Source organism: Chroococcidiopsis cubana SAG 39.79 (assembly GCF_003991895.1).
In the GTDB taxonomy this organism is placed as follows: Bacteria; Cyanobacteriota; Cyanobacteriia; order Cyanobacteriales; family Chroococcidiopsidaceae; genus Chroococcidiopsis; species Chroococcidiopsis thermalis.
Genome location: NZ_RSCK01000013.1, coordinates 90196 through 114567 on the forward strand (window position 1 = coordinate 90196; position 24372 = coordinate 114567).

Below are 24372 nucleotides of genomic sequence, written 5' to 3' on the forward strand. Positions count from 1 at the left end.
TCTCTACACTGACTGATGCGTCAGCTAGTTCAAAATGATGAGAAAATACTTAAACAACTCATCATAGAAATTTACAGCTCGTCATTATGGCTCAGATTCAGTTTTCTAAAGGTGTTACCGAAGAAACAGTCCCAGATGTACGCTTGACGCGATCGCGAGATGGGAGTAATGGTACGGCAACTTTTTATTTTCAAAACCCCCAAATTTTGAGCGAGGGTAGCAATGAAGAAGTGACGGGGATGTACTTGATTGATGAAGAAGGGGAACTTGTGACCCGCGAAGTCAAAGGAAAATTTATCAACGGTAAACCAGAAGCCATTGAAGCGATCTACCTGATGAAATCGACCGAAGAGTGGGATCGGTTTATGCGGTTTATGGAAAGATACGCCAACGAACACGGCTTGGGATTCAACAAATCGTAGTTTTTTAGAAATCTGTGACACATCAGCCTCACCCTGACATACCAGGATTGACAGTCAGTTGTGCTGTTATCACCGTCAGCGATACCCGTTCACCAGAAACAGATAAAAGCGGTCGCCGAATCGAGCAATTGCTCGTAGCAGCGCGTCATACTGTGGGATTTTATGCGATTGTTAAAGACGAACCAGAGCAAATTCGATCGCAGATAGAATCGTTCAGCCAGCGTGTAGATTTAGATGTGGCAATTTTTAATGGGGGTACGGGTATCGCCCCCAGAGATACAACCTACGACGCGATCGCCTCTTTACTAGAGAAAACTTTACCAGGATTTGGCGAATTATTTCGGTATCTGAGCTATCAAGACATTGGTTCCCGCGCCATAGCTTCGCGAGCGATCGCGGGTGTATATCAGGGTAAACTCATTTTTTCGCTTCCAGGTTCTACTAACGCCGTACAACTGGCAATGGAAAAGCTAATTTTGCCAGAGTTGACTCATTTAGTCAGACAGTTACGCAAGTAGTTGGCGATCGCCGATCGGTGTGCAGACATCTAGCAAAAGATATAAGTAGAAATATAAAATTTTGTCTCTCCACCATTCAAAAGAACTGACAAGTTAATCTAAATATTTCTCATAGTAATCTTTTCGTAACTTGCATAAACTGCTAGGCATAGTGTAGCGATTGTTGCATTTTTATCGATGGAATTAAGCTTGCAATTTGACTGCGATCGAGCAAATTGTCGAGCTTGCCATGCTCTCTTTTCTACATTCTTCTAGCTTAAATTGCCAAAACTAGAAGTAAAAAGACAATCTTCGGGTTTTTAAGTACAAACAAATTGCTGGTCAAAAATATTTTTGGCAAAAAATGTGCTTAGGCTCTATGCAATTTCAGTCATAAAAGTTAAGAGGATTCTTGTTGAATGGCAACGTCTGAAAATGACAATAACGGTAACGATATGACCAACAGTGAAGATACACCTTTTGCTGTTGGATCGAACGTTACATTGCAACTTCCTGCTGATAGCAATCTACCAACTGATAGTAGCGAACCCTTTGCTGTAGGTACGAATATGACAATACAATTCACAGATGAGAGCGGTCAACCACAAGGCGAACAGTTAAGTTCGGATAACATTGTAGGAACAAACTCAGCCCCTTGGGGCGATCGCGAGACTTCGAGCGATTCAGGTGAAACATCAGAAGGTAGCGATTCTCTAACTGGTGGTGCTACTGGCGATTCCGGTAGTTATACATGGGATTTTAGTCAGGTATCTGGCGGGGAGTCCAACCCCGATAGTGAAGGTAGTGAAGGTAGTGAAGGTAGTGGTGACAGCACTGGGATGAGCGACAGCACCGATATGGATAGCCTCTTTCAACGATCGCCTTGGGGTTCGTTGCAAGAAGTTGGCATCGACAGCTTTGAAGATGTCTTCGGCAATGTTGGCGCTTCTGGTGGTGGTGAAAACCCCTTCGGTGGCGGTGCTGGCGGTGGCGAAAATCCCTTCGGCGGCGGTGCTGGCGGTGGTGAAAATCCCTTCGGCGGTGGTGCTGGCGGTGGTGAAAATCCCTTCGGTGGCGGGGGCAATCCTTTCGGCGGTGGTGCTGGCGGCGGATTCATGTAGTTCTGTGGCGCGATCGCCGTTTAACTGATCGCGATTCTCAGTCCAGTGCATAAAACTTGTAGGGGCGCACAGCTGTGCGCCCCTACGAAATATCCCTACAAAATGTCTATGTCTACGCCCCTACGAAATGTTTGTGGTTTGTTTTTCAATCGCTCAAGCCAGCCAAATAGATACCAAAGCCAAAAAAGCATTAATTGCATAGAATACGGCAACCACTTGTAGTTCCGACCATCCAGACAATTCTAAATGGTGGTGGAAGGGAGCCATTTTAAACAGACGCTTTCCTTTACCATCGGCTCCTTTGGTGGCTTTGTAATAACTAACTTGTGCGATCACTGATAAAGATTCGACAAAAAAGATCCCACTGAGAATAAATAGCGCCCAGAGGGTGTTACTCATGAGAGCGACTCCTGCTAACGCGCCTCCTAGTGCTAAAGAACCCGTATCTCCCATAAAGACGCGAGCGGGATTGCGGTTATGTACTAAAAAGCCGATACAGCTACCGCTCAAACAAGCACAGAAAATTGCCAAACTGGGGAAATTAGGCGCGACGATCGCTCCCAATCCTAAAAGCGCGATCGCTACCGTTCCTCCTGCCAAGCCATCCACACCATCGGTTAAATTAGTGGCATTGCTTTCGGCAGTCAAGACAAACACTGCTAACGCCCAGAATAGCAAACCCAAGGGTAAAGCAAACCCAAATGGTAACGAGATCGTCGTCAGATCCCCCGATCGACTCCACAGCCACAGGCAATATAGGCAACCGAAACCAACTTGCAGAGCCAGTTTCAGACGTGGGGAAATACCTTTATTAGACTGGCGACGCAAAATTTGCCAATCATCCAACCAGCCAATAAACCCGTAACCGACCGTAATTCCAGCGATCGCCAATACAGGGGCGAGGTTTTGGATTCCCAGCACCAGCGCCGATAAGATGATGCTAGCGATGACCGCTACAGGTACAAAAAATATGCCACCCATCGTCGGCGTACCTGCTTTTTTTAAGTGTGCTTGGGGACCGTCTTCGCGAATGACTTGTCCGGCTTTTAACTGCTGAAGGATCGGGACTATCCAAAAACCAACTGCGGCAGTGACAGCAGCGCAGAATAAGAAAGGAAAAGTTAGCGATCGCCCTTGCCAGGGTAGGCGCTGCGCTGTTAGATCGAGAGTCAGCGAGGCGGTAGCGAGTGCAAGGCTTAGGACGATAAGCAGTCTCGTACCGGAGAGATGGAAAGACCAGAAAGAAGATGATTTCGCGTCCACAACAAAGTTGCCTTTTGACTAGATACGTGCTGAGGACATTATCGGAACTGAATCGAAAGTGCTGCCTTGAAAGTATTTAAATGTAATATTTTTGAAGAGTCATTGGTCATTGATTCTTCATCATTTGTGAGTTGCTAATGACCAATGACAGATGACAAATGACTCTCAGCTACGCATCATCAGCTTCATCAATATCTCCTAAATCATCGTCATCATCGTAGAAATCGCCAACATCATCACCTTCAAGCAAGTCGAGAGAAGAGTCGCCGTCTTCCACTTCGGTTAGCAGATCTGGTTCCTGAACGCCATCGCGGGGGATCAACCGACCGTTAGATTGCAACCAGTCAATGAGTGACGATTCTTGTTTTAAAGGAATGACACGAGCTGGCTGTTCCCGTGGTTCTTCTCTAAGCGGAGAGTTGTGCATACCTAAGCTTTATCTAGACAGGGGGATGTAATTATACACCTAAAGTTTATCACTTGGTAATTGGTAGTTGGTAATTGGTAGTTGGTTGTTGGTTGTTGTAAGTGACAGATGACTGCAATAACAGCTCTGACAAAAAGATTTATCTAATAATAGATAGCAAAAACTACGTAGCTCCGTATGATGAGATTATATATAGCAATCCAAATTGATTTTTGAACGTTTCCCGTGTAGAGACGTTACATGTAACGTCTCTACACCCGACCAAGAGGAGATAAAAATGTTAGGAAAAGAAACACTTTTGGAAAAGATTGCTGGTAAGAATCGCGGGTTGTTATCAACAGAAGTAGATAAACAAGCTGTCCTTGCCGCGATCGCTCAGTTAGAAGACCGTAATCCTACACCTCGTCCGGTAGAAGCTAGCGAACTTTTGAATGGAGACTGGCGCTTGCTCTATACGACAAGTAAAGGATTGTTAAATATCGACCAATTCCCATTACTCAAACTCGGACAAATTTATCAATGCGTTCGCGTTCAAACTCAAAGTCTTTACAATATTGCCGAGGTTTACGGTTTACCTTTTCTTGAAGGGGTAGTTAGCGTTGTAGCTAAATTTACTCCTGTCTCCGAACGCCGGATTGAAGTTAAATTCGAGCGATCGATTATTGGGTTACAACGCTTATTTAGCTATCAATCTCCTGCTAGTTTTATTCAAGAGATAGAAGCAGGAAAAAAATTTCCGGCTTTGGATACCAAGATTAACAGTAACAGACAACAAGGCTGGGTAGATATTACCTACCTTGATAGCGATTTACGCATCGGACGGGGGAATGAGGGTAGTATCTTCGTGTTAACTAAAGTTTAATTTTTGAGATTATAGTCATTATTTCAATCTGGCAATTCACCGAAGCGTTCTCGGTAGCGTGCCAACATAGACTCTAACTCTATTGCCTGTTGTTGCGCTGCTTGCGCTTGCTGTTGTGCTGCTTGTGCTTGCTGTTGTGCTGCTTGTGCTTGCTGTTGCGCTAGTTCTCTTTGCTGCTGTTCGGCGATCGCCACTTCTTGCGGAGTCGGTATTAATTGACCATCAGGAGTAAAAAACCGTAACTTTTCTTCAGAAATCCCTAAATACAACTCTAGCTGCTGACTCCACAACCAACCTTGAGGATTTGGCTGTAGTTCTTGGTATTGACCTCCAACCAATTGAAAGCCCTTAAATTCAAAACTTTTTGGGTCGAACCAGAAATATTCTGGAGTGCGAAAAGTATCTTGGTAAATTTGTTTTTTTAAACCCCTATCAGTTTTGGCGGTTGTATCGGAGAGAACTTCTACGATGACATTCGGATACTTACCATCCTCTTGCCAAACAACCCAGCTTTTGCGCGGTTTGCGTTCTGTACCCAGCACGACAAAGAAATCGGGACCCCGAAATTGTTCTGATTTGAGTTGGCGAGGACTGTAGTATATGGTGAGATTGCCGAAAGCATAGAAATCTTGACGATCTTTCCACCACAATTCCAAGCATTCAATTAGCAGTAGCAGTTGGCGTAAATGCAGTTCGCTTTCCAAAGGCGGTTCGTCACTCCATAAGTCCCCAGGAGGAAAGATAACATCTTCTGGTTCAAGTTCTGGAGTTTCTAAGTCTTTTGCCAGGGACATTGCATTTAAACCTGGGAATGTAGACACACGTATTATAGTCTAGTGGAAGAAGGCAGCAACGTTTGATAACTGATAACTGAAACTGACTACCGATCGCTAAAATTTGCCGTGTAGAGTTTCGCACCTTGGAAATTCGCGCCAGTTACAACAGCACCGTCAAAAATTGTACTTGCTAATTGTGCTTGTTGAAAATTAGCACCTTTTAAATTTGCATCAATTAAACTTGTATCGCTAGCCAAAACTTTCTGCAAATTGGCTTTTTGTAAGTTAGCACCCTCTAAATCTGCACCTTCTAAATTGGCATTTGTCAGGTTAGCACCTGATAAATTTGCATTTCGCAAATCCGCACCAATTAAATGAGCGCCACTCAAATCTGCCCCAGAAAGATCGCAACTCGGGCATTCTCCGGTTGCCAGTAATTGTCTGACATGAGCTGGGTTTTCTGCCCGTACAGGAGTCGCAATCGAAAGAGCAGCGATCGCAACCGTAGTAGAGAGCATTGCTAGTTTCATCTTGCTTCACCTCAATTCACGGATGCAGCTATCTAGTAGCTTGTTACTAGGATCGCGCAACTAAAATGCTATTTCCATCAGGCAATAGGTGGAACTGGATAGCAATTATACTCAACCTTAGAGAGAAAATATCAAGGCTTGCAGCAAAAAAGATGTATTTTGTCAATAGCCTTGCACCTAATTTTTTGTCAACATTCCCAGATTTGGAACGCGCACGTTGCTCGCTATTTCCAGAGGGCGATCGCTAATCGCGCGACTAGGTTGAGGCACGACTGCTACTAAATATTTTTGTACTAGCTCGCCCAACACAGCAACCCCGCGATCGATGTCTGCAAGGGAATTAGAAAAATTTAAGCGCAGGGCTGGATAACCTTGGTGATTGGGAAAAAATGCCGTTCCAGAGGCGACAAGAATCTTACGAGATAATGCTTCTCGACAAATCGCTTGTACGGATATACCTTCTGGTAAATGTACCCAAAGAAATAGCCCTCCCTGGGGAATAGTCCAACTGGCTTGGGCAGGAAAATAACGCTCTAAAGCCTGAAGCATGGCGTTACGGCTGTGAAGATGGTTTGTCCGCAAGCGGTTGAGATAGCGACGATAATGTCCGCCAGCCAAAAACTCGCTGACAATTGCTTGCGAAACTGTAGATGAGTGCAAATCTTGCAGAATTTTCTGTTCTAAAATTGGTTGATAATGCTTGCCCGTCACAACCGTGTAACCGACTCGCAATCCAGGCATTAAAGTTTTAGAAAACGTACTAATATAGGTGACAATATCGCTGCGATCTAAAGCTTTAATTGGAGCTGCAACAGGCTCAGATTCAAAATTTAGCGCTTCATAAGCATTATCTTCCAAAATGGGACATTCGTATTGTTGAGCCAGAGCTAACAATTTTTGGCGATGAGTTTGGGAAGTCGTAATCCCAGTCGGATTGTGTAAAGTACTAATTGTATAAATTAATTTAGGGCGATGACTGCAAAGATATTGTTCCAGTAACTCCAAATTCATACCTTCTGCTGTCATGGGAATACCAATAACTTTAACGCCCAAATTTGCTAGTATTCCCAAAGCTCCGTGATAGGTAGGCGTTTCAACTATTACCCAATCTCCAGGCTGAAGATAGTAACGCATTGCCAGCGATAATCCTTGTTCCGAACCATTGGTCACGATAATTTCTTCAGGGGAAACTTCTAGACCTTGGTTTAATAGCATCTGAGCTATTTGTTGGCGTAAAACAAGCTGTCCTTGTGGCAGATCGTAGCGAAATAAAGTATCGGTAGAATTGGCGATCGCTCGTTTGGCAATGCGTTGAAAATTAGCCGATTCTTGTGTTAGAGGAAATCCAGAACTAAAATTAATAATGTCTTTTTGTTGTTGAGCTTGCAAAGTAGCCATAATTTGCTCGCAAAAAGTTTCTCCCGTTTCAGAAATCGTCACTTTTTGAGTTGGAGCAAAATGCGATTGTCGCTGTGGCGAGGATACAGTATTGCTGACAAAATATCCCGCCCCTGGACGAGATTGAATTAAACCGTCAGCTTCTAATACAGCGTAAGCCTCAACAATCGTCAATTTATTCACACCAACACTTGCTGCTAAATTCCGAATTGAAGGCAATTTTTCCCCAGGTGGGAGTTTACCAGATTGAATCAAACGACTCAAATAATTGCGAATTTGTAAATAAAGCGGTTGGGAAGAATGGCGATTTAAAATAATTTTCATAATAAATTGGTAATGGGTAATGGGTAATTGGTTATTTCACTTGTCACGCACCACTGATAACTGATAACTGACTTGTGTACGGGCGGGTTTTGACCAAAAATTTACCGTTTTAATTATCAATCTATTGGCTAAACCCGCCCCTACGATAACTGATAACTGATAATTGCACTATAAAAGATTTTTCCAAACTGTACCCGGTACAATTCAGTGTATTTGAACTAGGACAGTTGAAAATTGCGATCGCCGTACTGATACGTAAACTGATTTTTCTGTAGCAATCCTAGATGAATCGTGAAATCGGTTGTCCGTGTAGAGACGTTACATGTAACGTCTCTACACGGGAAACTGTCAGGAGATCGCCAGTTATTGAGCCAAGTTTAATCCATCACCTTCAATACATCTCTTGGCAAGAGCTTATCTTTAAACCAAACAATCCTAGCTGGCACATCATTCATTTTGACACCTGCTTTTTCTAAATTCAATCGTTCGGAAATTGCCAAAATCAAATTATCGGATTGAGCGCGACGAACTTGAGAAAATTTCTTTTGTAAATATTCCGGTCGCCAGTACCCCACAATTTCTAACAAAAATACTCGTCCGTTAGGATGTACCAAACGAAAATCGGGAATCATGACGCTACCAGGAATTGGAATTAGATCGACTTCTCGCTCTAGTACCCATTCGGTTTTTGTAGCATTCCAACGCTCGACAAAAGCCGCTTCTAGCATACTGTCATAAGGTTTACCTGGTGGATAATGAGAGACTAAACCGCACTCAGAATTCAGCGTAAATCGTCCTGTTTTCCAGTTATTAGTGTAGAAATCGCGGGTTTGTAAAATTGCGCTCAAACTCCATTTGGTGACGTGGAGTAAAGCCGGAATAAGTTTGGCGATCGCCAGCCCATATCTCGTACTAGGATTAAATAAACTCGCCGGACCATCAACCGTAATTGTAAATCCGTGGTCGGCATCTCCTTCGATGTATGCCATTAATTGAAATAATTTAAGATAGCGAAATAACAGCTTGTATTCTCCTGGAACGTTGCGATGAGCGTTGAGAGTCAGGTGGCTGGCGCGATAAAATACCCCTTGAACTTGGGATAAATTGTAGCGGTGCAGTAGTGCTTCTGGTGTTGGCGGCTCGAACCGCGTCATGATGCGATTTTCTGCTAAGTCTGCATACAAACCCGTGCGAATTTGTTCGGGGAAGACTTCTTTGTCTAATTCGCGGCTGAGTTGTAATGCTAACTGTTCTAATACCTGGTGGCTTTGCTGGGGACTGGGAGCCGATTGTGCTGCAAGGGCGAAGACTCGTTCGCGCAGCATTGGTGGTTCTAAGGGGCTGACAATTTCAAATTCACAGAAGCTACTACGCAGGAGATAAGCTAAGCCGCGTTTGAGGCGATAATCCGGGCTATCTCCTTCGAGTTCTTGTAGTTGTCGGTCGAGTGCTGCTTGGATATTACCGAGATTTTCTTGGAATGTGGTAATAATATCAGTGGCGATTTCTAGATTGTGTTTGTCTATTTTGAGCCGTTTAGGGGTGATTTCTTCCCCGTTTTGGCGGTGCATGAGTAAGTCGGTTGGAAGCATAGATTAAGATTTGGTCGCGCAAAGACGCAAAGGCGCAAAGGGACAAAGTTATTCTTCGGTTTCTAGGGAGTTATTATCGTCCCATTTTCCTGAAGATTCAGCGGCGCGTTGGCTGGTGCGATCGCCACTTCCATAGGTAATCTGTTTGGTAGGTAAGATCTCTAACTGCGTAACTTTCCCCTCACTCCTTGCCCCTCGCTCCTCACTCCTCTTCACTCCTCGTCTCCTCACTGAAGTTCTTTCTTCGCTGGTGTCTTCGGCTACGACTTCATACATGAGGGCAAATTTGTCTTTGTCTTTACCTTTACGTAGAACTCGCCCTAAGCGTTGAATGTATTCCCGTGCTGAGCCTGTACCGGATAAAATAATGGCAATTCTGGCGGCTGGTACGTCTACACCTTCGTTGAGAACGTGGGAGGCGATGAGGGTTTTGTATTCCCCTTCCCGAAATTTAGTTAAAACTTCGTGGCGTTCTTTGACGGGGGTTTGGTGGGTGATGGCGGGAATGAGAAATTCTTGCGAAATGCGGTAGACTGTGGCGTTGTCGGCGGTGAAAATTAGCGTTCGTTCTGGATAGTGTTCTGCTAACAAGTCGGCGAGAATTCTGATTTTGCCATCCGTACCTAAAGCAATTTCTTTGGCTTGACGGTGTGCTATCATGGCTCTGCGTCCGGCGGCGGATCTGGCACTAGCTTGGACGAATAATTGCCATCCTTTAAGGCTACCAAGAGAGATTTTGGCTTCGCGGAGAAAGTCGTTACGGGTTTGAATCAGTTGGTTGTAGCGATCGCGTTCGTGTTGTGATAGTTTGACTTTAATCTGCACGACTTCGTGTTCTGCCAGCGCTTTACCGGCTAAATCTGCGGCAGTTTTGCGATAGATTTCTTGTCCGATGAGCAGATTTAAGTCTGAGTGTTTGCCATCGGTGCGTTCTGGGGTTGCAGTCAGTCCGAGACGATATGGTGCGATCGCGTATTCGGCAATGACGCGATTAAAATCTGTGGGTAGGTGATGGCATTCGTCAAAGATCAACAGCGCGTAACGGTTGCCTAATGCTTCGGCATGAATTGCCGCACTATCGTATGTCGATACTAATATGGGCGTGCGATCGCGGGAACCACCCCCTAATAATCCCACTTCAACATCGGGAAATGCTGCTGTTAAGTGAGCGTACCACTGGTGCATTAAATCCAAAGTTGGCACGACAATCAACGTGCTGCGGGGAGTGGCTTGCATCGCCAACTGCGCTAGATAAGTTTTCCCCGCCGCTGTTGGTAACACGACAACTCCCCTACGTCCGGCTAGTTTCCAGGCTGCCAATGCCTCGCTTTGATGCGGATATGGCTCCATTTCCATGCTAGGAGATAGTTCTAGCGGTTCAAAGGCTTTAGCTTCGTCGCTAAAGTAACTTCCTTCTGCTTGTAGTGCTTCTACAACTTGGCGATATTGAATGGCGGGAATGCGAAATTTTTCTACCCTGTCATCCCACGTCGCATAGTCCATCCACGATTTACCTCTGGGTGGTGGGTGCAAAATTAACGTACCGCGATCGAACGATAAAGTAGGAGTACGAGGCATTAAAAAAAGTTGTAAGTCGTAAGTTGTAAGTCGTCAGTGATGAGCAGCTGACAATGAGTGCTGATGTTTGTTTACTTTACTCACTCTATAAAGAGACTGGAACGGCTGGCAATAATCAGTTATCAGTTATCAGTGAAGAAGGGGTGTAGGGTGTGGGAAATTTGTTGTTGGTTGTTGGTTGTTGGTTGTTGGTTGTTGGTTATCGCTCCTCTGCTCCCCTGCTCCCCTGCTTCCTTGTCCCCCTTGTCCCCATTTTGAATGCGCGAGCGTGAATTTTGTCTCCGACTCCCGACTCCCGCCTACAATTGCGGTTACTTACGTAAATCTACGCCAGTATAGTTCACACTTCGCAAAATATGAATCATAATATACAAACTTGAGTTAATTAGCATCTCACTTGTTTAGATAGCAGTCGTTGCAAGGTAGGGAAGTTATGCTAGGGCAAGCTTGGAAAAAATTACTTTGGCTGACGATAGTTTCGCTCTGTATCAGCATAGCCGTGCCAATTTTTGCCCAAAACTCTCCTGTCAGCGCTTATCAATCTAATTACTGGCAGCCAGTATCGCGAGTGAATCCTGGTGGTCCTGTTAATGTGATGTTAGTTAATCGCACCAAGTCACCTTTAAAATACAATTTTCTCGACGATCGCGACGAGAAAGATTTACCAGTCGGGGACAGCGTTCAAGAAAAAATTTCCTTCCTCCCCATCGATGTTGCTATTTACGATCCCGCACCTCAAACTCCTACTAGCAAGACTGGCGGATTGAAGTATAAAACGACTGTTGATAAACAAAACAATGATGTGACAGTCCAAGTTTTATCTAGAGAAGATAGCAGAATGAGTGTAGTCAGAATTGCTAAGAGTGGATCGATTTACATTTTTTAGAAGAGCATTTATTAGAAAAACCTAACAAAAAATATTACTATGCCGCGACACAATCCCTACAACTTGCAGATGGAAATTACTCGCTTGTTCGAGCAGGGACAATCGTTTTTTGCCACAATCAAGGTGCAAGATTGGTTAAAACAACGTAACGAAAATCCTGCTGACTACGACATTCTTTTCCATCAAAAACCAGCTCCACCTGGCTCCAAAGCCGTCATTGCAGTTGAAATCGAACTACGGCGCAAAGACGGACAACCAGTCGATCCTTGGTTGCAAGAACAAGCGAATTTACATGCATAAAATTGGGAGCAGGGAGCAGAGGGAAGAGAGCTGAGGGAGACAAGGGAGACAGGGGAGACAAGGGGGACAAGGGAGAAAACAACCAAATAGCCATCAACTCACTTTTCGAGCCAATTCACTCACAACCGCAGCTAATTTATCGGGATTGACTGGCTTGGCAATATGTTGTTGAAAACCTGCTGCTAAAGCGCGATCGCGGTCTTCTGTTTTAGCATAGGCTGTAAGCGCGATCGCGGGAATTTGTCCGCCTTGTTCTGGTGGTAGTTGTCGCAAGCGATGAATCAAAGCATATCCATCCTCTTCTGGCATTCCAATATCGCTGACGAGGACGTGCGGCTGAAATTGAGCGATCGCCTCAATTGTCTCCCGGGCAGTTTCACGAGTCACGACTTTAGCGCCATACTGGGTCAAAACTGTATTGAGTAAGTCTCTGGCATCGGCTTCATCATCGACGACGACAATCCGTAAACCGTCTAGGGATGGAGGCGCGATCGCAGTTTCTTCTTTTTGGCTGTGAGGTTGCTCTGGCTCATTCAGATTGTAATCTACGGCGCGAATTGGCAGAGCTACGGTAAATGTAGCCCCTTTACCCAATCCCGCACTTTCAGTTCCTACCGTACCACCATGCAGTTCTACCAATTGACGCACGATCGATAAACCCAGTCCTAAACCACCATACTCTCTGGTCGTAGTGCTGTCTGCTTGCAGGAAGCGATCGAAGACGTGGGGTAAAAACTCAGGACTAATACCTTGTCCGTTATCAGCAACTCGTACTTGTACTTGAGAATCAAACTGAAATAAACGCACTTCAATTCGTCCGTCTCTGGGAGTAAATTTAACGGCATTAGCAAGCAAATTCCAGAATACCTGCTGCAAGCGATTGGCATCTCCCATGACCGATCCAATGCTAGAATCTAATTTCGATTCAATCTGAATGTTTTTGGCTGTTGCTGCGGGTAAGACGGTTTCAATCGCAGCAACGATAACTGGTACGATGTCTATCGTACGGATCTCTAAATGCAGCTTTCCCGTAACGATCCGCGACATATCTAAAATATCTTCGATCAACTGCGCCAGAGATTTGGTGTTGCGATCGATAGTCTCTAAAGCGCGTGCTGTCGTCTCTTCATTAAACTTGCGGTTACGAAGTAACTGCGTCCACCCCAGCATTGCATTTAAAGGCGTGCGTAATTCGTGAGATAGAGTAGCCAAAAACTCGTCCTTGATTCGATTGGCTGTTTCTGCTTCTTCGCGAGCTACCTTTTCCCGTTGTAACAATCGTTCTCGTTCTACTTCTGCTTGCTTGCGTTCCGTAATGTCCGTATGAACGCCGATCCATTCCCTCACGCTACCATCTGTTTCTAAAACTGGCACGCCACGGGCATTCATATACCTATACTCGCCGTCATAGCGCCGCACCCGATGCTCCATCTCGTACACGCTGCGATGAGCCAGAGCTTTTAACCATGCTTGCGCAGTGCGATCGCGATCTTCTGGATGAATCGCTGCAATCCATCCCCATCTCTGATACTCTTCAAACTTTTGTCCGGTAAAAGCACTCCATCCAGGCAGTTCGGTAACGACTTCCCCTTCTGCTTTGGTATCCCAAATAATGTTTGTCGTCGCTTCTACCAAAGAACGATAACGTTCTTCACTCCAACGTAGAGCTTCCTGCGCAGCTTTACGATCGCTCAAATCTAGAATAAAGCCGATAATTTCTGGTTGAGGCGTATTTGTATCTGCTAACAAAGCTGCACCAATTAGAATTGGGACTCGCGTACCATCTTTACGGATATATTGTTTCTCAAATGGAGCTGCAATTCCGCGTTTTTTCAGTTCTTCAGCTGCTTGAAGATCTAAAGGAAGAAACTCCGCAGGAGTTAAACTGTCCCAATACAATCTCCCTGCCAGCAAATCTTCTCGCTCGTAACCTATGAGTTGGAGAAAATAGTCGTTTGCGTAATGAATTTTTCCCTGAAAGTTCCCAAAGGCAACGCCAAAAATATTTGACTCTACCAAACGTCGAAACCGCTTTTCACTTTCTGTAAGAGCTGCTGCCGATCGCTCGGCGGCTTTGCGCGACGAAGAGAGCGAGTGTGTCATGGCAAATAGAATCATACTCATTGCCACTCCAATAAAGGCAACGAAAGGCGCAAGATCGATGTCTGAAGCTAGTTCTAATTCAGGGCGAGAGGTAAAAACTAAACTCCAAGTACGTCCGCCAAGATCGATCTTTTTGTGAGTCTGAAATTGCGGGCGATCGCGGTTATTTAGCGTATGAGATCTGGATGAGTGTAGCAAATTTGCCGAGCTGACATTGTGACTATCGTAAATTTCAAAATTCACCAAGCGGTCTTCATCGCCAAAAATACCATTCATCAGATCGTCAGCCCGAAAAGGACTGTAAATAAAACCCATTAACTCTGTTTGCCTTTGCCTTTTTGTGGCGGGAATATTACCACCACGGTAAACCGGAACGTAGATTAGAAAACCCGCTTGCTTGTGTTTGTCAATTTCTTGAACTAAAGTCACTTTACCTGAAGCAGCGGGAATACCAGTATCGCGGGCGCGTTCCATCGCAGCGCGGCGCACTGGCTCGGAGAACATATCGTAACCAACTGCAACTCGGTTGCGACGATCTTGTGGTTCTAGATAAATAATGGCATGATATTCCAAACGAGGATAGTTGGGGCGGATATTGAAGTTAGCGATTCCCTGTTGCCGCATTTGGGTGACAAAGGCATCTTTCGCTGCTGCTGGCACTCGCGCCGAATAGCCAATTCCTTGAATCCCAGGATAGCTACCGCGCAATTTCATCCGATTCACAAAAGCCCGAAATTCTTGCGATGTTACTGTTTCACTCGCGGCAAATAGACCACTTCCTGCCCGCAACAGAGTTATGTAAGCCTCAATCCGATCTTGAATCTTGGCTTGAGTTGTTTGGACATCATTTTCAAACCGCAACCGCTCTTTATTTTGAACCGTACTCGATACATAATAAGTAGCTGCCGTAGTAAATAAGAGCGAGATCGTCAAAACAAAATAGGGAATCCAGCTTCGACGTGGTTGTAAATACCTCCCAAATAAGTTTGCTTTCATTCGTCGCTTCAAATTACAGAATATCAGCCTAAGATAGCAATAAAGCTTAGTCATAGTCGCGCGTGACTTTTCAGGCGATCGCACCCCCGATCTACACTTGACTGCTTAAGACTCCATATATTGCTACAGACAATATTAACCAATTATAAAAATAATCTGATAATTTCTCGCTCATCTCTACACCCCACACCCTTTCTTCACCGATCGCTTTGTAGAGACGTCACATGTAAAGTCTCTACACTGGTAACTGTACGAGCGGGTTTAGCATATAGATTGACAACCAAAGCTCTAAATTTTTGGTCAAAACCCGTTCCTACGATAACTGATAACTGATAACTGTTATCTGTATTCAGACAGACATTTAACTCTTCAATCGCAACAATTGAATCTCTGTTCGTTGGTTCCGATTATCATAGGGAGAAATATCCCCTCTGAGTTGGCTAAAACCTTTTCCTACTGCAGACATTTTGTGTCGCAGACCGCGTTGTTTGAGATAATTAACAACTTCTTGCGCTCTTTGCTGACTTAATTTTTGATTCAAATCGGCTAATCCTTTTCTAGAAGTATGACCGATTACTCTTATAGCTACAGTCTGCGAATTAAACTCGGCTATTTGCTTAGCCAATCTATCGAGTGTTTGCTTACCTTTCCTAGTGAGTGTAGTCGAGCCAAATTGAAACTCTATCTCTCCTTGTACGCGCAAATTTCCCAGATTAGAGGCAGTTTCAAATTTAGAATTAGTATCGTTCGCTACTCCTTCTAGTAGACTATCAGCTAGTTTTGGATTGTCAGAGCGGATCGAACTAATGAGTTTCTGGGTATGACTGGCGGCGCGATCGAGGAACTGGTAAGTAAATAAGTTTTGAGGAGCTGGAGGCACTTGCTTCATCCTACCTGTTAGTGCCAACACCGCAGCTGTAGAATTTATTCTTTTTTCTAGCGTGCCATCCCTCATCCAGTTTTTCGCCTCAACTGACGTAAAAAAATCAATTCCTTGCATGACCGTTGTTGCATCGCTAGCTGATAAATTACCATCTCGAGCGATTTGATTTTGCAACAACAGACGATCGCTAGTGGATGTATCAATTAAACGATAATAAGCTTCTAAAAAAGCTGAGATTTTTTCAGGTTGCGATTGGAGAAGGCGATCGCCAGCAACAATAACATCGACAATTACACCTGGAGTATCTCGACTTGATAAGACTACTGTATATCCTTGTTGCCGAGCTTTCGTGACAAAAGGTTCCCAAAGTATAGCTGCTGCTAGATTTGAATTAGATTGCAATTGCTTCCAGGCATCAGCAGCATCGACTACTTTTATTGTTTGAAAATCTAATAATCTAAATGCTTCAAATTTAGCATCTAGCAACAAACCTAGATATTCACTGGGAGAATCGCCAGCAAAAACAATGCTTAACTGGTTCTGCGATCGCCTCTGCTGTACTAATTGGTTCAGAGCTTGGAGCGATCTGAGGTTAGGATATTGTTTCGTGTTTAAAACAACTGCATCACCTCCGATTGTATGGTTAATCAAACCAACTATTTTCCCTTGGGGTTTTTGTTTTAAAAACTGATCTAGAGTTGTGACTAAGAAATCGGCTTGTCCTTCATTTAAAAGTCGAGCGCGTCTAGCTTGATTAAATTCATCTTTATAGTGCGCTTCAATTTGAAATTCTTTGAGTGCTTGCCGCAATCGATCGCTCCGAAAAGTACTGTAGCCGCTAAAGGTGTCGCCCAAAATTACGATTGCTTTTGAGTTACCCCGATCTCCTAACCGCTGAAAATTTTGAGTGCTAACGCTTTGACTGCGCCAAAAGAACAAGCTTCCTCCCAGTAGCAGTGATAGTATTGACACTAATGTCAACCAAGTATTAGGGAGATAAAACCGATACCGAGTTGTTTTTTTACTATTAGATACACTATTTCTAATAGTACTATTGCTATTTAAAGCATAATTTAGCTCTAGTGGCTGCTTGCATAAATCGCACCGAATGGCAGTAATAGAATTGCCATCATAGCCACAGTTATGACAAGTTATGGATGATTTTGGTGGTTTTGGAGCCATATTTCTGCTTGACAAAAACCAATTATTTGCTTAACTATTTTGGTCTAAAATTTCAGCTCGATTAATTTTTAGTAAATATTGGTAGCACTCTATATATACTTCCATACAAACTGGATGCAGTTTTATCAAAATTTCCTGACACAATAATTCTGTTTGAGTCCAGCTTAAACTATGCCATTTTTGCAGAGGACAGCTTACTGTTGCTTCTATCTCGCTAAGTAATTTGATTATGTCTACCTTTTGCTCTAAGCGCTGTTTTAAAATAGGTGCAAAGACTGGCTCTTGAGGACATTGTTGGCTAAACCAACTTTCCAAAATCGTCAGAGAGCGATCTGTATGAGTTATGGAGGCAACGCGATCGCCTGTCTGTTGTATGAGCTGGCTAACTAATTGACCGAAGCGGTCGTAAATTTCAGCATTAAATGTAAAGTAGTATCGCTTGGCAAGTGCTTCTACAACTGCTTCCCAGTCAGTCTGTCGCCGACCGAATTGCCGATCGCGCGGTTCAATTCTGGTTTTTAAATTGCTGTAAGCGCGCTCCGCTGCCATCGCTTTTTGCAACAACTCTTGTTTTTGAGCCTCGCATTCCTCTGCTAATCGCTGGAAGATCGCGCTCAAAGTTTCTAATACTCTTAGCACCGAGCGCGAACCGGAGTGCTGTAGTGAGTTGAAGAACTCCTGCATCTGAACTTGGTGCTGCGATCGCATTGCTTCCACATTGGACTGTAATTGCGCTCTGAAGCCGTCGGCTGGGTAAGAAGATGTGCGTTGAGTAAATTCAACTAGATCGGCAGCTTTCTGCTCGATCCATTCTTTGATATCAGAATCTGAAGATTGCCAGCCGAATTTGTCAATCGACTTCACGTTCGCCACCAACTCTACAGAAATCAGCGTTCCTTGCTCCATTCGATCCAGAGCTGTAACAATGGGATAACTATTTTCTGTCTTGATGAACCCTAGTCGATCGAGAATTGTCCCTACAGCAATTTGCTCTGCCGAGCGATCGCGCCATTGTGCAATCAGTTGAGCTGCCAACCAGTAACTCCATAACTTCAGATCGGGTACTGGTAAGCGGACAGGTAGGAATTGTAAGTCAGCCAACTGCTGATAACTTTTTTTCACCCTAGAAAGTAGATGGTGTAATAGCGCAACGCTCTCCTCGTCCTTGCTATTGAAGTTAAAGAGTAAAATAGCATCTTCCTGTTTACCATCATGAGGCTGCCAGCTTTCTAGCACCATGTTCCAAACTCCAACTACACAAATATGAGTGCGTAGCGGCTTCCCAAAGGGAAGTTCACTGGCGCGGACTGAGGAAATTTACAGCTTTTGAACCTGTGTGGTGCGCTTCGCACACTGCCAGCGCGATCGGCAGGTTGTATCTGTATAGTTCCACGACTCGCAGTCGCCAAGTACAAGTAGATATTTCCTAAATAATTTCAACTTGTTGCATAAATATATTCTATCGACTGCAAATAAAATGAGTTACGCATTGTGTTTTCATAGCAAAGTAAATATGTTTCTATGTTGCCCTTTATACAATACTGATTATGGCTCTGCATATGTTGGTAATGCTTTGGAATTACTTGACTGCCTCGAATCCAATTCTATCGATTTAGTTATTACTTCTCCACCTTTTGCCCTACAACGTGAAAAGAGTTATGGTAATGTCGAGCAAGAGGCTTATGTAAATTGGTTATTTAATTTTTGTGAAAAAGTCTATCGAGTCTTAGCACCACACGGTAGTTTTGTCCTCGATTTAGGAGGAGCATATCAAAGTAAACGTCCCGTGCGATCGCTCTATAATTACCGTATTTTAATTAAACTTTGCGACGAGCTAGATTTCCGTCTTGCAGAAGAGTTTTTTTGGTATAATCCCTCAAAATTACCATCTCCGATTGAGTGGGTCAATAAACGCAAGATCCGCACTAAGGATGCTGTCAATACTATTTGGTGGTTATCAAAAACTGATAATCCCAAAGCTAATGTGAGTAATGTACTCGTGCCTTACTCAGAGCGCATGAAAAAATTACTTCAGAATCCAGAAAAATTTTATCAACCAAAAGAACGTCCATCAGGACACGATATCGGTAAAGCTTTTGCTAACAATAATGGAGGAGCAATCCCTTCTAATTTATTACAAATACCCAATACTGAAAGTGGCTCTCGTTACATCCAATTATGTAAAGCAGCTAAGATTGGCGCACATCCAGCACGTTTTCCGCAGAAACTTCCCCAGTTCTTTATTAATTTTTTGACAGAACCAGGCGATACAGTCCTCGATATCTTTGCAGGTTCTAATACTACAGGTGTAGCAGCCGAATCATTACAACGACATTGGATCGCGTTTGAACAAAACAGATCGTATCTCGCAACTTCTGCATTTCGATTTGTTGATGCTAATCTGAATCAATCACAAGCTAATACTCTATACACTCAGTTGATGTCAAGTTCGCAGACAGTAGCTTTGAAGTGATTCGATACTCATCGCATAGTTGATTAAATATTGTTACTAATGTTTTCTCAACGCGATCGCATCTAAAAATAGATTTATTGCATCAAAATTAGAATTGTAAACCTTTGACTGGATATTTTGTTATTTCTGATAGATTCAACTCGGTCTATCTAAAATAGGTATTTATCAAATCGAGTTATTTCTACAAAAAAAATAAGTCGATCCGGCTAAACTTTAAATTTTAGTGCGATCGATCGCGTTCGTCAATATTACCGAGGCGATCGCTAATCGTGCCGACCTAAAACTCATTATTATAGTGAAGTTATATGACTTAATTCTATGAAAATAAAAGTTAAAATCTCTTATCTCTCGCTCTGCTATTTAGTAACGGGATTATTATTTTATCTAAATACAGTTGTCAAGGCGATCGCTATTTCACATACAAGCATAAAATCTTCTCCTCAGATAAATAAAATCAACTTATATAACATTCCCATATATGATGTCGAAGCTCTCATCCCTAGCGATCGTACAACTGTCGATTTGATGCAAATTGTACCACCAATTCGTTTGGTCGAACTGAGCCAGAAATTTAAAATAGCATTACAAAAAAAATCCGATAGTGAATGGTTATCGAGCTTAATTAAAAATACCTCTGCCGGACAACCTCTACCTTACGATTCTCGGCTTGGTGTTTCTAAAACTGAGTATCAAGAATTTCTTAGCCTCTCTCACAAATTAATTATGAAGAAGATAGGAACGTCTATGTTACAAATCAAACGTGAGGGGAATAAATACGTATTTTTAGGTAATAATTCTTTATCTGATTTAGCCGGAATCACACTCGATCTTGACCGCAATCTTCTAGAAACTCCGTATGGGACAACGGTAGAAATATTAGAAGTTGTAGCTGATGCAGAGCGACAACGCCTGACTGGTGCGTGGAGTGGATTCATGTGGAAATTAGAACAATTCGATCGCCATACTAACTCTAATATTAAAATCCAATTTAGTTTGGGTAGAATGACGCATAATGGACGAGGAATTTTGCATTACGGTATCACTAGAATTAGCGGTCGTGCTGTGGCAAAATCTACTCTTCTCATCCTTCAGTACGATTTAGTTTCATTCCATTAATTCGATAGAGTTTGAGTTTTTCATACGTTATTTAATTTTCGATGCTCATCGATTTACCTTGCCAAGCTTTAACATATATTTATTTTTCTATCTGTAAAATTACTGAATAAATGTGGACTTTATGAATTAGTTTAAGAATTCCTAAAAGTGAGTCATACTAGTGTTGTCCATGCCACCTTCAGTGTGATTCATTGAAAAGTTATACAGCTTTGTTTTGAAAACTATGCAGAATCAAAAATCCAAATTCATCACGGATTATTTGAAAGTTTGCAGTAGGTGAAACTAAGTTGAAATAGCAATTTGAATTCGATTTAAGCTGTTCGTTTGTAGATGCTTGTATTAATTATAAAAAACTGGGGAAACTATGTATAAAAGATTATTATTATCGAGTGTCAGTGTCATTACAGCATTACTGGCGATCGCCGCTCCGCGCTCTCTAGCCGAACCGTCAAGTTATTCTATTTGGTCTGACTCTACACCTTTAAATGCAGTTGTAGACAAAGATACTAAACCTGTGGAGCTAGGTCTAAAGTTCCGTAGCGATGTAGATGGGGAAGTATCGGCAATTAGATTTTATCGAGCCGTAGCAAACGAAAGCGGTTACTTCGTTCATCTTTGGTCTAGTACTGGAGAATTACTCGGTACGGGCATGGCTTTTGAAGGACAGCAACCTGCTCCAGGTTGGCAAACCGTACAATTCTATCCACCCATACCAGTTAAGGCGAAACAAATATATATTGCTTCTTATTACGTCAACTCTGGGCGATATGTCGCCAGCGAAAAATTCTTCGAGAATGCTGGGGTAGATAATGGGTTTTTACACGCTCTGCGTAATGGTGAAGCTGGAAGTAACAGTACATACATTTACGGTTACGGCGGTGGTTTTCCAACTCAGTCATACAATAGCACTAACTACTGGATAGATGTTGTCTTCAAACCTAAAACAACGAGTATTTGGACTGATTCTGTAGCTCCATCTTCCATTGCCACTTTTGATTCTAGAGCAATAGAGGTAGGTGTAAAGTTTAAAGCCACGAAAGAAGGCTTTGTGACTGGCATTCGATTCTACAAAGCCGCGACTAACACTGGTACGCACGTCGGCTCTTTATGGACTGCTGGGGGTCAGCTCGTCGCACGCGGTACGTTTGTTTCCGAAACAACTTCTGGCTGGCAACAACTTAAATTCGACCAGCCAATTCGGATCTCGGCAGATACGATTTACGTAGCTTCCTATCACGCTCCAAAAGGTAACTACGCTTACACGCTGAATCACTTTGCCAGCCCTATGAGCAATTCTGGTTTGCAATTTCTTGATGGTAATAATGGCGTGTATAAATACGGTAACTCCAGTTTCCCCAGCCAAACATATAAAAGTAGCAATTACTGGGTAGACGTTCTATACACTCCGATTGGAGATTAATTGGCAGCTCCTACTGCCTCAATCGCAGCTTCTAAGGCGATCGCCACGTGCGTCCAATGAGTACCCCCTTGACAAAAGATCGCGTATGGCTCCCGTAAAGGACCATCAGCCGAAAATTCCGAGGTACTGCCATCAATAAACGTCCCCCCAGCCATGACTAACTCGCTCTCATAACCAGGCATTTCGGCGGGTACGGGGTCGAGATAAGAACCGATGGGCGAGTTTTGCTGAATTGCCCGACAAAAAGCCACTAATTTTTGTGGCGAACCCAATCGAACTGCTTGAATCGTGTCTCGACGCGGAACCAGTGGGGCGGGATTCACCGAATATCCTAACTTGTCGAACACGTATGCAGTCAGGTGATTACCTTTCATCGCCTCTCCTACCATTTGTGGAGCGAGAAATAGTCCCTGAAACATCAGTCGATGCTGGTCGAATGTCGCCCCGCCAGCACTACCAATTCCTGGGGCTGTGAGGCGACAGGTAGCTGCTTCTACGAACTCTTCTTTCCCTGCGACATAGCCGCCAGCCGTGACAATCGTGCCACCAGGATTTTTAATCAAAGACCCCGCCATCAAATCCGCACCGACCGCCGTAGGTTCTCGATCTTCAATAAATTCGCCGTAGCAGTTATCGACAAAACAAACTGTATTCGGGTTTTGCTGTTTGACGATGTGGACGATCTTTTCAATCTCGGCAATGGAAAGGCTAGAACGCCAGGAATAACCGCAAGACCGCTGAATCGAGACTAAACGGGTGCGATCGCGCACCGCCGTTTCTAACGCCTGCCAATCAATCGTTCCGGCTGCGGTTAGATCTATTTGGCGATAATTAATGCCAAACTCTATCAAGGAGCCTTGTCCGCTGCCCCTAAGCCCGATCGCTTCTTCCAGCGTATCGTAGGGCGCACCTGCAACCGCCAGCATCTCATCCCCTGGGCGCAATACACCGAACAAAGCACAGGCGATCGCGTGGGTTCCAGAGACAAACTGGACTCTCACTGCGGCTGCTTCTGCTTGCATCACCTCAGCAAATACCCGATCTAACGTCTGACGACCCAGATCGTCGTGACCGTAGCCGCTGACAGAAGCAAAATGATGCGCCCCCACCCGCTGGTGGCGAAAAGCACTCAGCACTCGTTGAAGATTTTGCTTGACCTGAGCGTCAATTCCAGAAAAAATCGGAGATAGTGCCTGTTCTGCTAGTTGCAGCTGTTCGTAGCTGTTCATCGTCAAATTTATCGCTTTAGATTAACTTAATAGGTGGATCTTTGATTCTGGCAGATCGGACGCTAGTTTTTGAATTTAGGTTATCGCATGACGATTGCTACCCCAACCAAACTGACAATCAACTGGGTCAATACCCTATTTTTTATTGGTTTGCATTTTGGAGCTTTATTTGCTCTACTCCCTAGCAACTTCAGCTGGCAAGCAGTTGGTGTTGCCGTGTTTCTCTACTGGGTCACTGGCGGTTTGGGAGTTACTCTAGGCTTTCACCGTCTTGTCACCCACCGCAGCTTTCAAACTCCAAAATGGCTGGAGTATTTCTTGGTCTTTTGCGGAACACTCGCCTGTCAAGGAGGACCGATTGAATGGGTAGGGACGCACCGCGCCCATCATCTTTACTCCGATACCGAACCCGATCCCCACGACTCTAACAAAGGTTTTTGGTGGAGTCACATCGGCTGGTTAATTTATCGCAGACCGATTGAATTAGATCTTGCTCGTTTTACAAAAGATATTGCTGGCGATCCAGTTTATCAATTTCTAGAAAAAAATATGATTTTCATCCAGATCGCTCTGGGTGTCGTCCTATTATTACTTGGTGGCTGGTCATTTGTCGTCTGGGGAATTTTTGTGCGAGTCGTGTTCGTCTACCACTGCACCTGGTTGGTAAACAGCGCCACGCATAAATTTGGCTATCGCAGCCATGAATCCGGCGATCGCTCGACCAACTGTTGGTGGGTAGCCCTGTTGGTGTTTGGCGAAGGCTGGCACAACAACCACCACGCCTTCCAATACTCTGCCCGACACGGCTTAGAGTGGTGGGAAGTCGATCTCACCTGGATGACGATCTGCTTGCTACAAGCTCTTGGCTTAGCTAAGAATGTGAAGCTGGCTGAAAAGTAGTGGTTAGTAGCTAGTGACTGGCGGCTAGTGAATAAAATTCTTCCTTAACAGATGTGAGTGAGAGTTGTAGCTGGAGTGCTACTTGTAGTCCATC

21 protein-coding genes are annotated in these 24372 nt (G+C 43.9%); 10 read left to right on the forward strand and 11 right to left on the reverse strand.

Annotation, left to right across the window (positions count from 1 at the left end):
* Positions 1-86 precede the first annotated feature (86 nt).
* From psb28 to DSM107010_RS11190, 3 genes are all read left to right on the forward strand, one after another.
* Positions 87-422, forward strand: a complete 336-nt coding sequence (psb28, locus tag DSM107010_RS11180; RefSeq protein ID WP_015156105.1) for a photosystem II reaction center protein Psb28 — start codon at positions 87-89, stop codon at positions 420-422.
* A gap of 14 nt (positions 423-436) precedes the next feature.
* Entirely contained in the window at positions 437-940 is a 504-nt protein-coding gene (locus DSM107010_RS11185; protein ID WP_106167815.1) for a MogA/MoaB family molybdenum cofactor biosynthesis protein, read from the forward strand.
* Positions 941-1338: 398 nt separating this feature from the next.
* Positions 1339-2040 (forward strand): hypothetical protein, encoded by a 702-nt coding sequence (locus DSM107010_RS11190; RefSeq protein WP_015156103.1) that lies wholly within the window; start codon positions 1339-1341, stop codon positions 2038-2040.
* Positions 2041-2193: 153 nt separating this feature from the next.
* Here DSM107010_RS11190 and mraY read toward each other — a convergent pair whose 3' ends face one another.
* Together mraY and DSM107010_RS11200 are read right to left on the reverse strand one after the other, a co-directional pair.
* Positions 2194-3303 carry a phospho-N-acetylmuramoyl-pentapeptide-transferase gene (mraY, locus tag DSM107010_RS11195; RefSeq protein WP_015156102.1) on the reverse strand — a complete coding sequence of 370 codons (1110 nt, stop codon included), beginning with the start codon at positions 3301-3303 and terminating at the stop codon, positions 2194-2196.
* Positions 3304-3472: 169 nt separating this feature from the next.
* Positions 3473-3730, reverse strand: a complete 258-nt coding sequence (locus tag DSM107010_RS11200; protein ID WP_015156101.1) for a DUF3134 domain-containing protein — start codon at positions 3728-3730, stop codon at positions 3473-3475.
* A gap of 277 nt (positions 3731-4007) precedes the next feature.
* On the opposite strand from DSM107010_RS11200, the gene DSM107010_RS11205 reads away from it, so the two are divergent.
* The gene (locus DSM107010_RS11205) at positions 4008-4592 is read left to right on the forward strand and encodes a PAP/fibrillin family protein (RefSeq protein ID WP_015156100.1); all 585 of its coding nucleotides are present in this window, start codon (positions 4008-4010) and stop codon (positions 4590-4592) included.
* 23 nt (positions 4593-4615) lie between these two features.
* Here DSM107010_RS11205 and DSM107010_RS11210 read toward each other — a convergent pair whose 3' ends face one another.
* The 5 genes from DSM107010_RS11210 to DSM107010_RS11230 form a co-directional block, all read right to left on the reverse strand.
* Entirely contained in the window at positions 4616-5386 is a 771-nt protein-coding gene (locus tag DSM107010_RS11210; protein ID WP_106169590.1) for a Uma2 family endonuclease, read from the reverse strand.
* Between the two features lie 86 nt (positions 5387-5472).
* Positions 5473-5898, reverse strand: coding sequence for a pentapeptide repeat-containing protein (locus DSM107010_RS42185; protein ID WP_015156098.1), 426 nt, complete (start codon positions 5896-5898; stop codon positions 5473-5475).
* Positions 5899-6075: 177 nt separating this feature from the next.
* Positions 6076-7620, reverse strand: a complete 1545-nt coding sequence (gene pdxR, locus DSM107010_RS11220; RefSeq protein WP_127022972.1) for a MocR-like pyridoxine biosynthesis transcription factor PdxR — start codon at positions 7618-7620, stop codon at positions 6076-6078.
* A 377-nt stretch (positions 7621-7997) separates the two neighbouring features.
* The gene (locus tag DSM107010_RS11225) at positions 7998-9212 is read right to left on the reverse strand and encodes a DUF790 family protein (RefSeq protein ID WP_106170325.1); all 1215 of its coding nucleotides are present in this window, start codon (positions 9210-9212) and stop codon (positions 7998-8000) included.
* A 48-nt stretch (positions 9213-9260) separates the two neighbouring features.
* Complete coding sequence (locus tag DSM107010_RS11230) at positions 9261-10790, reverse strand: DEAD/DEAH box helicase family protein (protein WP_015156095.1); 1530 nt, start codon at positions 10788-10790, stop codon at positions 9261-9263.
* Between the two features lie 433 nt (positions 10791-11223).
* On the opposite strand from DSM107010_RS11230, the gene DSM107010_RS11240 reads away from it, so the two are divergent.
* Both DSM107010_RS11240 and DSM107010_RS11245 read left to right on the forward strand, forming a co-directional pair.
* Entirely contained in the window at positions 11224-11676 is a 453-nt protein-coding gene (locus DSM107010_RS11240) for a hypothetical protein (RefSeq protein ID WP_015156094.1), read from the forward strand.
* Between the two features lie 39 nt (positions 11677-11715).
* The gene (locus DSM107010_RS11245) at positions 11716-11976 is read left to right on the forward strand and encodes a hypothetical protein (protein ID WP_015156093.1); all 261 of its coding nucleotides are present in this window, start codon (positions 11716-11718) and stop codon (positions 11974-11976) included.
* Positions 11977-12069: 93 nt separating this feature from the next.
* On the opposite strand, the gene DSM107010_RS11250 is transcribed toward DSM107010_RS11245, so the two are convergent.
* The 3 genes from DSM107010_RS11250 to DSM107010_RS11260 form a co-directional block, all read right to left on the reverse strand.
* A complete protein-coding gene (locus DSM107010_RS11250) occupies positions 12070-15075 on the reverse strand; it encodes a CHASE domain-containing protein (RefSeq protein WP_158631771.1) in 3006 nt (1001 codons plus the stop codon).
* A 361-nt stretch (positions 15076-15436) separates the two neighbouring features.
* Positions 15437-17140: an OmpA family protein gene (locus DSM107010_RS11255; protein ID WP_106168623.1), complete on the reverse strand. Its 1704-nt coding sequence runs from the start codon at positions 17138-17140 to the stop codon at positions 15437-15439.
* Positions 17141-17170: 30 nt separating this feature from the next.
* Complete coding sequence (locus DSM107010_RS11260; RefSeq protein WP_106168624.1) at positions 17171-18379, reverse strand: hypothetical protein; 1209 nt, start codon at positions 18377-18379, stop codon at positions 17171-17173.
* Positions 18380-18653: 274 nt separating this feature from the next.
* Between DSM107010_RS11260 and DSM107010_RS11265 the strand changes: the two genes are divergently transcribed.
* The 3 genes from DSM107010_RS11265 to DSM107010_RS11275 all read left to right on the forward strand — a co-directional run bounded on the left by DSM107010_RS11265 (position 18654) and on the right by DSM107010_RS11275 (position 22149).
* Complete coding sequence (locus DSM107010_RS11265) at positions 18654-19613, forward strand: DNA-methyltransferase (protein ID WP_051033284.1); 960 nt, start codon at positions 18654-18656, stop codon at positions 19611-19613.
* A gap of 318 nt (positions 19614-19931) precedes the next feature.
* Positions 19932-20729, forward strand: a complete 798-nt coding sequence (locus DSM107010_RS11270; protein ID WP_015156088.1) for a hypothetical protein — start codon at positions 19932-19934, stop codon at positions 20727-20729.
* Positions 20730-21093: 364 nt separating this feature from the next.
* Positions 21094-22149: a DUF4082 domain-containing protein gene (locus DSM107010_RS11275; protein ID WP_015156087.1), complete on the forward strand. Its 1056-nt coding sequence runs from the start codon at positions 21094-21096 to the stop codon at positions 22147-22149.
* Here the strand turns inward: DSM107010_RS11275 and DSM107010_RS11280 are convergent.
* Positions 22146-23378, reverse strand: a complete 1233-nt coding sequence (locus DSM107010_RS11280) for a methionine gamma-lyase family protein (RefSeq protein ID WP_127022974.1) — start codon at positions 23376-23378, stop codon at positions 22146-22148. The two genes, DSM107010_RS11275 and DSM107010_RS11280, sit on opposite strands and share 4 nt — an antisense overlap.
* Before the next feature lie 87 nt (positions 23379-23465).
* On the opposite strand from DSM107010_RS11280, the gene DSM107010_RS11285 reads away from it, so the two are divergent.
* Positions 23466-24278: an acyl-CoA desaturase gene (locus DSM107010_RS11285; RefSeq protein ID WP_015156085.1), complete on the forward strand. Its 813-nt coding sequence runs from the start codon at positions 23466-23468 to the stop codon at positions 24276-24278.
* Positions 24279-24372: the final 94 nt, after the last annotated feature.

What these genes read in the sequence shown, in the direction of transcription:
- psb28 (WP_015156105.1), top strand. Translation starts at nt 87, where the DNA reads ATGGCTCAGATTCAGTTTTCTAAAGGTGTTACCGAAGAAACAGTCCCA.
- DSM107010_RS11190 (WP_015156103.1), top strand. Translation starts at nt 1,339, where the DNA reads ATGGCAACGTCTGAAAATGACAATAACGGTAACGATATGACCAACAGT.
- DSM107010_RS11200 (WP_015156101.1), bottom strand. Translation starts at nt 3,730, where the DNA reads ATGCACAACTCTCCGCTTAGAGAAGAACCACGGGAACAGCCAGCTCGT.
- DSM107010_RS11205 (WP_015156100.1), top strand. Translation starts at nt 4,008, where the DNA reads ATGTTAGGAAAAGAAACACTTTTGGAAAAGATTGCTGGTAAGAATCGC.
- DSM107010_RS11210 (WP_106169590.1), bottom strand. Translation starts at nt 5,386, where the DNA reads ATGTCCCTGGCAAAAGACTTAGAAACTCCAGAACTTGAACCAGAAGAT.
- DSM107010_RS42185 (WP_015156098.1), bottom strand. Translation starts at nt 5,898, where the DNA reads ATGAAACTAGCAATGCTCTCTACTACGGTTGCGATCGCTGCTCTTTCG.
- pdxR (WP_127022972.1), bottom strand. Translation starts at nt 7,620, where the DNA reads ATGAAAATTATTTTAAATCGCCATTCTTCCCAACCGCTTTATTTACAA.
- DSM107010_RS11225 (WP_106170325.1), bottom strand. Translation starts at nt 9,212, where the DNA reads ATGCTTCCAACCGACTTACTCATGCACCGCCAAAACGGGGAAGAAATC.
- DSM107010_RS11230 (WP_015156095.1), bottom strand. Translation starts at nt 10,790, where the DNA reads ATGCCTCGTACTCCTACTTTATCGTTCGATCGCGGTACGTTAATTTTG.
- DSM107010_RS11240 (WP_015156094.1), top strand. Translation starts at nt 11,224, where the DNA reads ATGCTAGGGCAAGCTTGGAAAAAATTACTTTGGCTGACGATAGTTTCG.
- DSM107010_RS11245 (WP_015156093.1), top strand. Translation starts at nt 11,716, where the DNA reads ATGCCGCGACACAATCCCTACAACTTGCAGATGGAAATTACTCGCTTG.
- DSM107010_RS11250 (WP_158631771.1), bottom strand. Translation starts at nt 15,075, where the DNA reads ATGAAAGCAAACTTATTTGGGAGGTATTTACAACCACGTCGAAGCTGG.
- DSM107010_RS11255 (WP_106168623.1), bottom strand. Translation starts at nt 17,140, where the DNA reads ATGGCTCCAAAACCACCAAAATCATCCATAACTTGTCATAACTGTGGC.
- DSM107010_RS11260 (WP_106168624.1), bottom strand. Translation starts at nt 18,379, where the DNA reads ATGGTGCTAGAAAGCTGGCAGCCTCATGATGGTAAACAGGAAGATGCT.
- DSM107010_RS11265 (WP_051033284.1), top strand. Translation starts at nt 18,654, where the DNA reads ATGTTTCTATGTTGCCCTTTATACAATACTGATTATGGCTCTGCATAT.
- DSM107010_RS11270 (WP_015156088.1), top strand. Translation starts at nt 19,932, where the DNA reads ATGAAAATAAAAGTTAAAATCTCTTATCTCTCGCTCTGCTATTTAGTA.
- DSM107010_RS11275 (WP_015156087.1), top strand. Translation starts at nt 21,094, where the DNA reads ATGTATAAAAGATTATTATTATCGAGTGTCAGTGTCATTACAGCATTA.
- DSM107010_RS11280 (WP_127022974.1), bottom strand. Translation starts at nt 23,378, where the DNA reads ATGAACAGCTACGAACAGCTGCAACTAGCAGAACAGGCACTATCTCCG.
- DSM107010_RS11285 (WP_015156085.1), top strand. Translation starts at nt 23,466, where the DNA reads ATGACGATTGCTACCCCAACCAAACTGACAATCAACTGGGTCAATACC.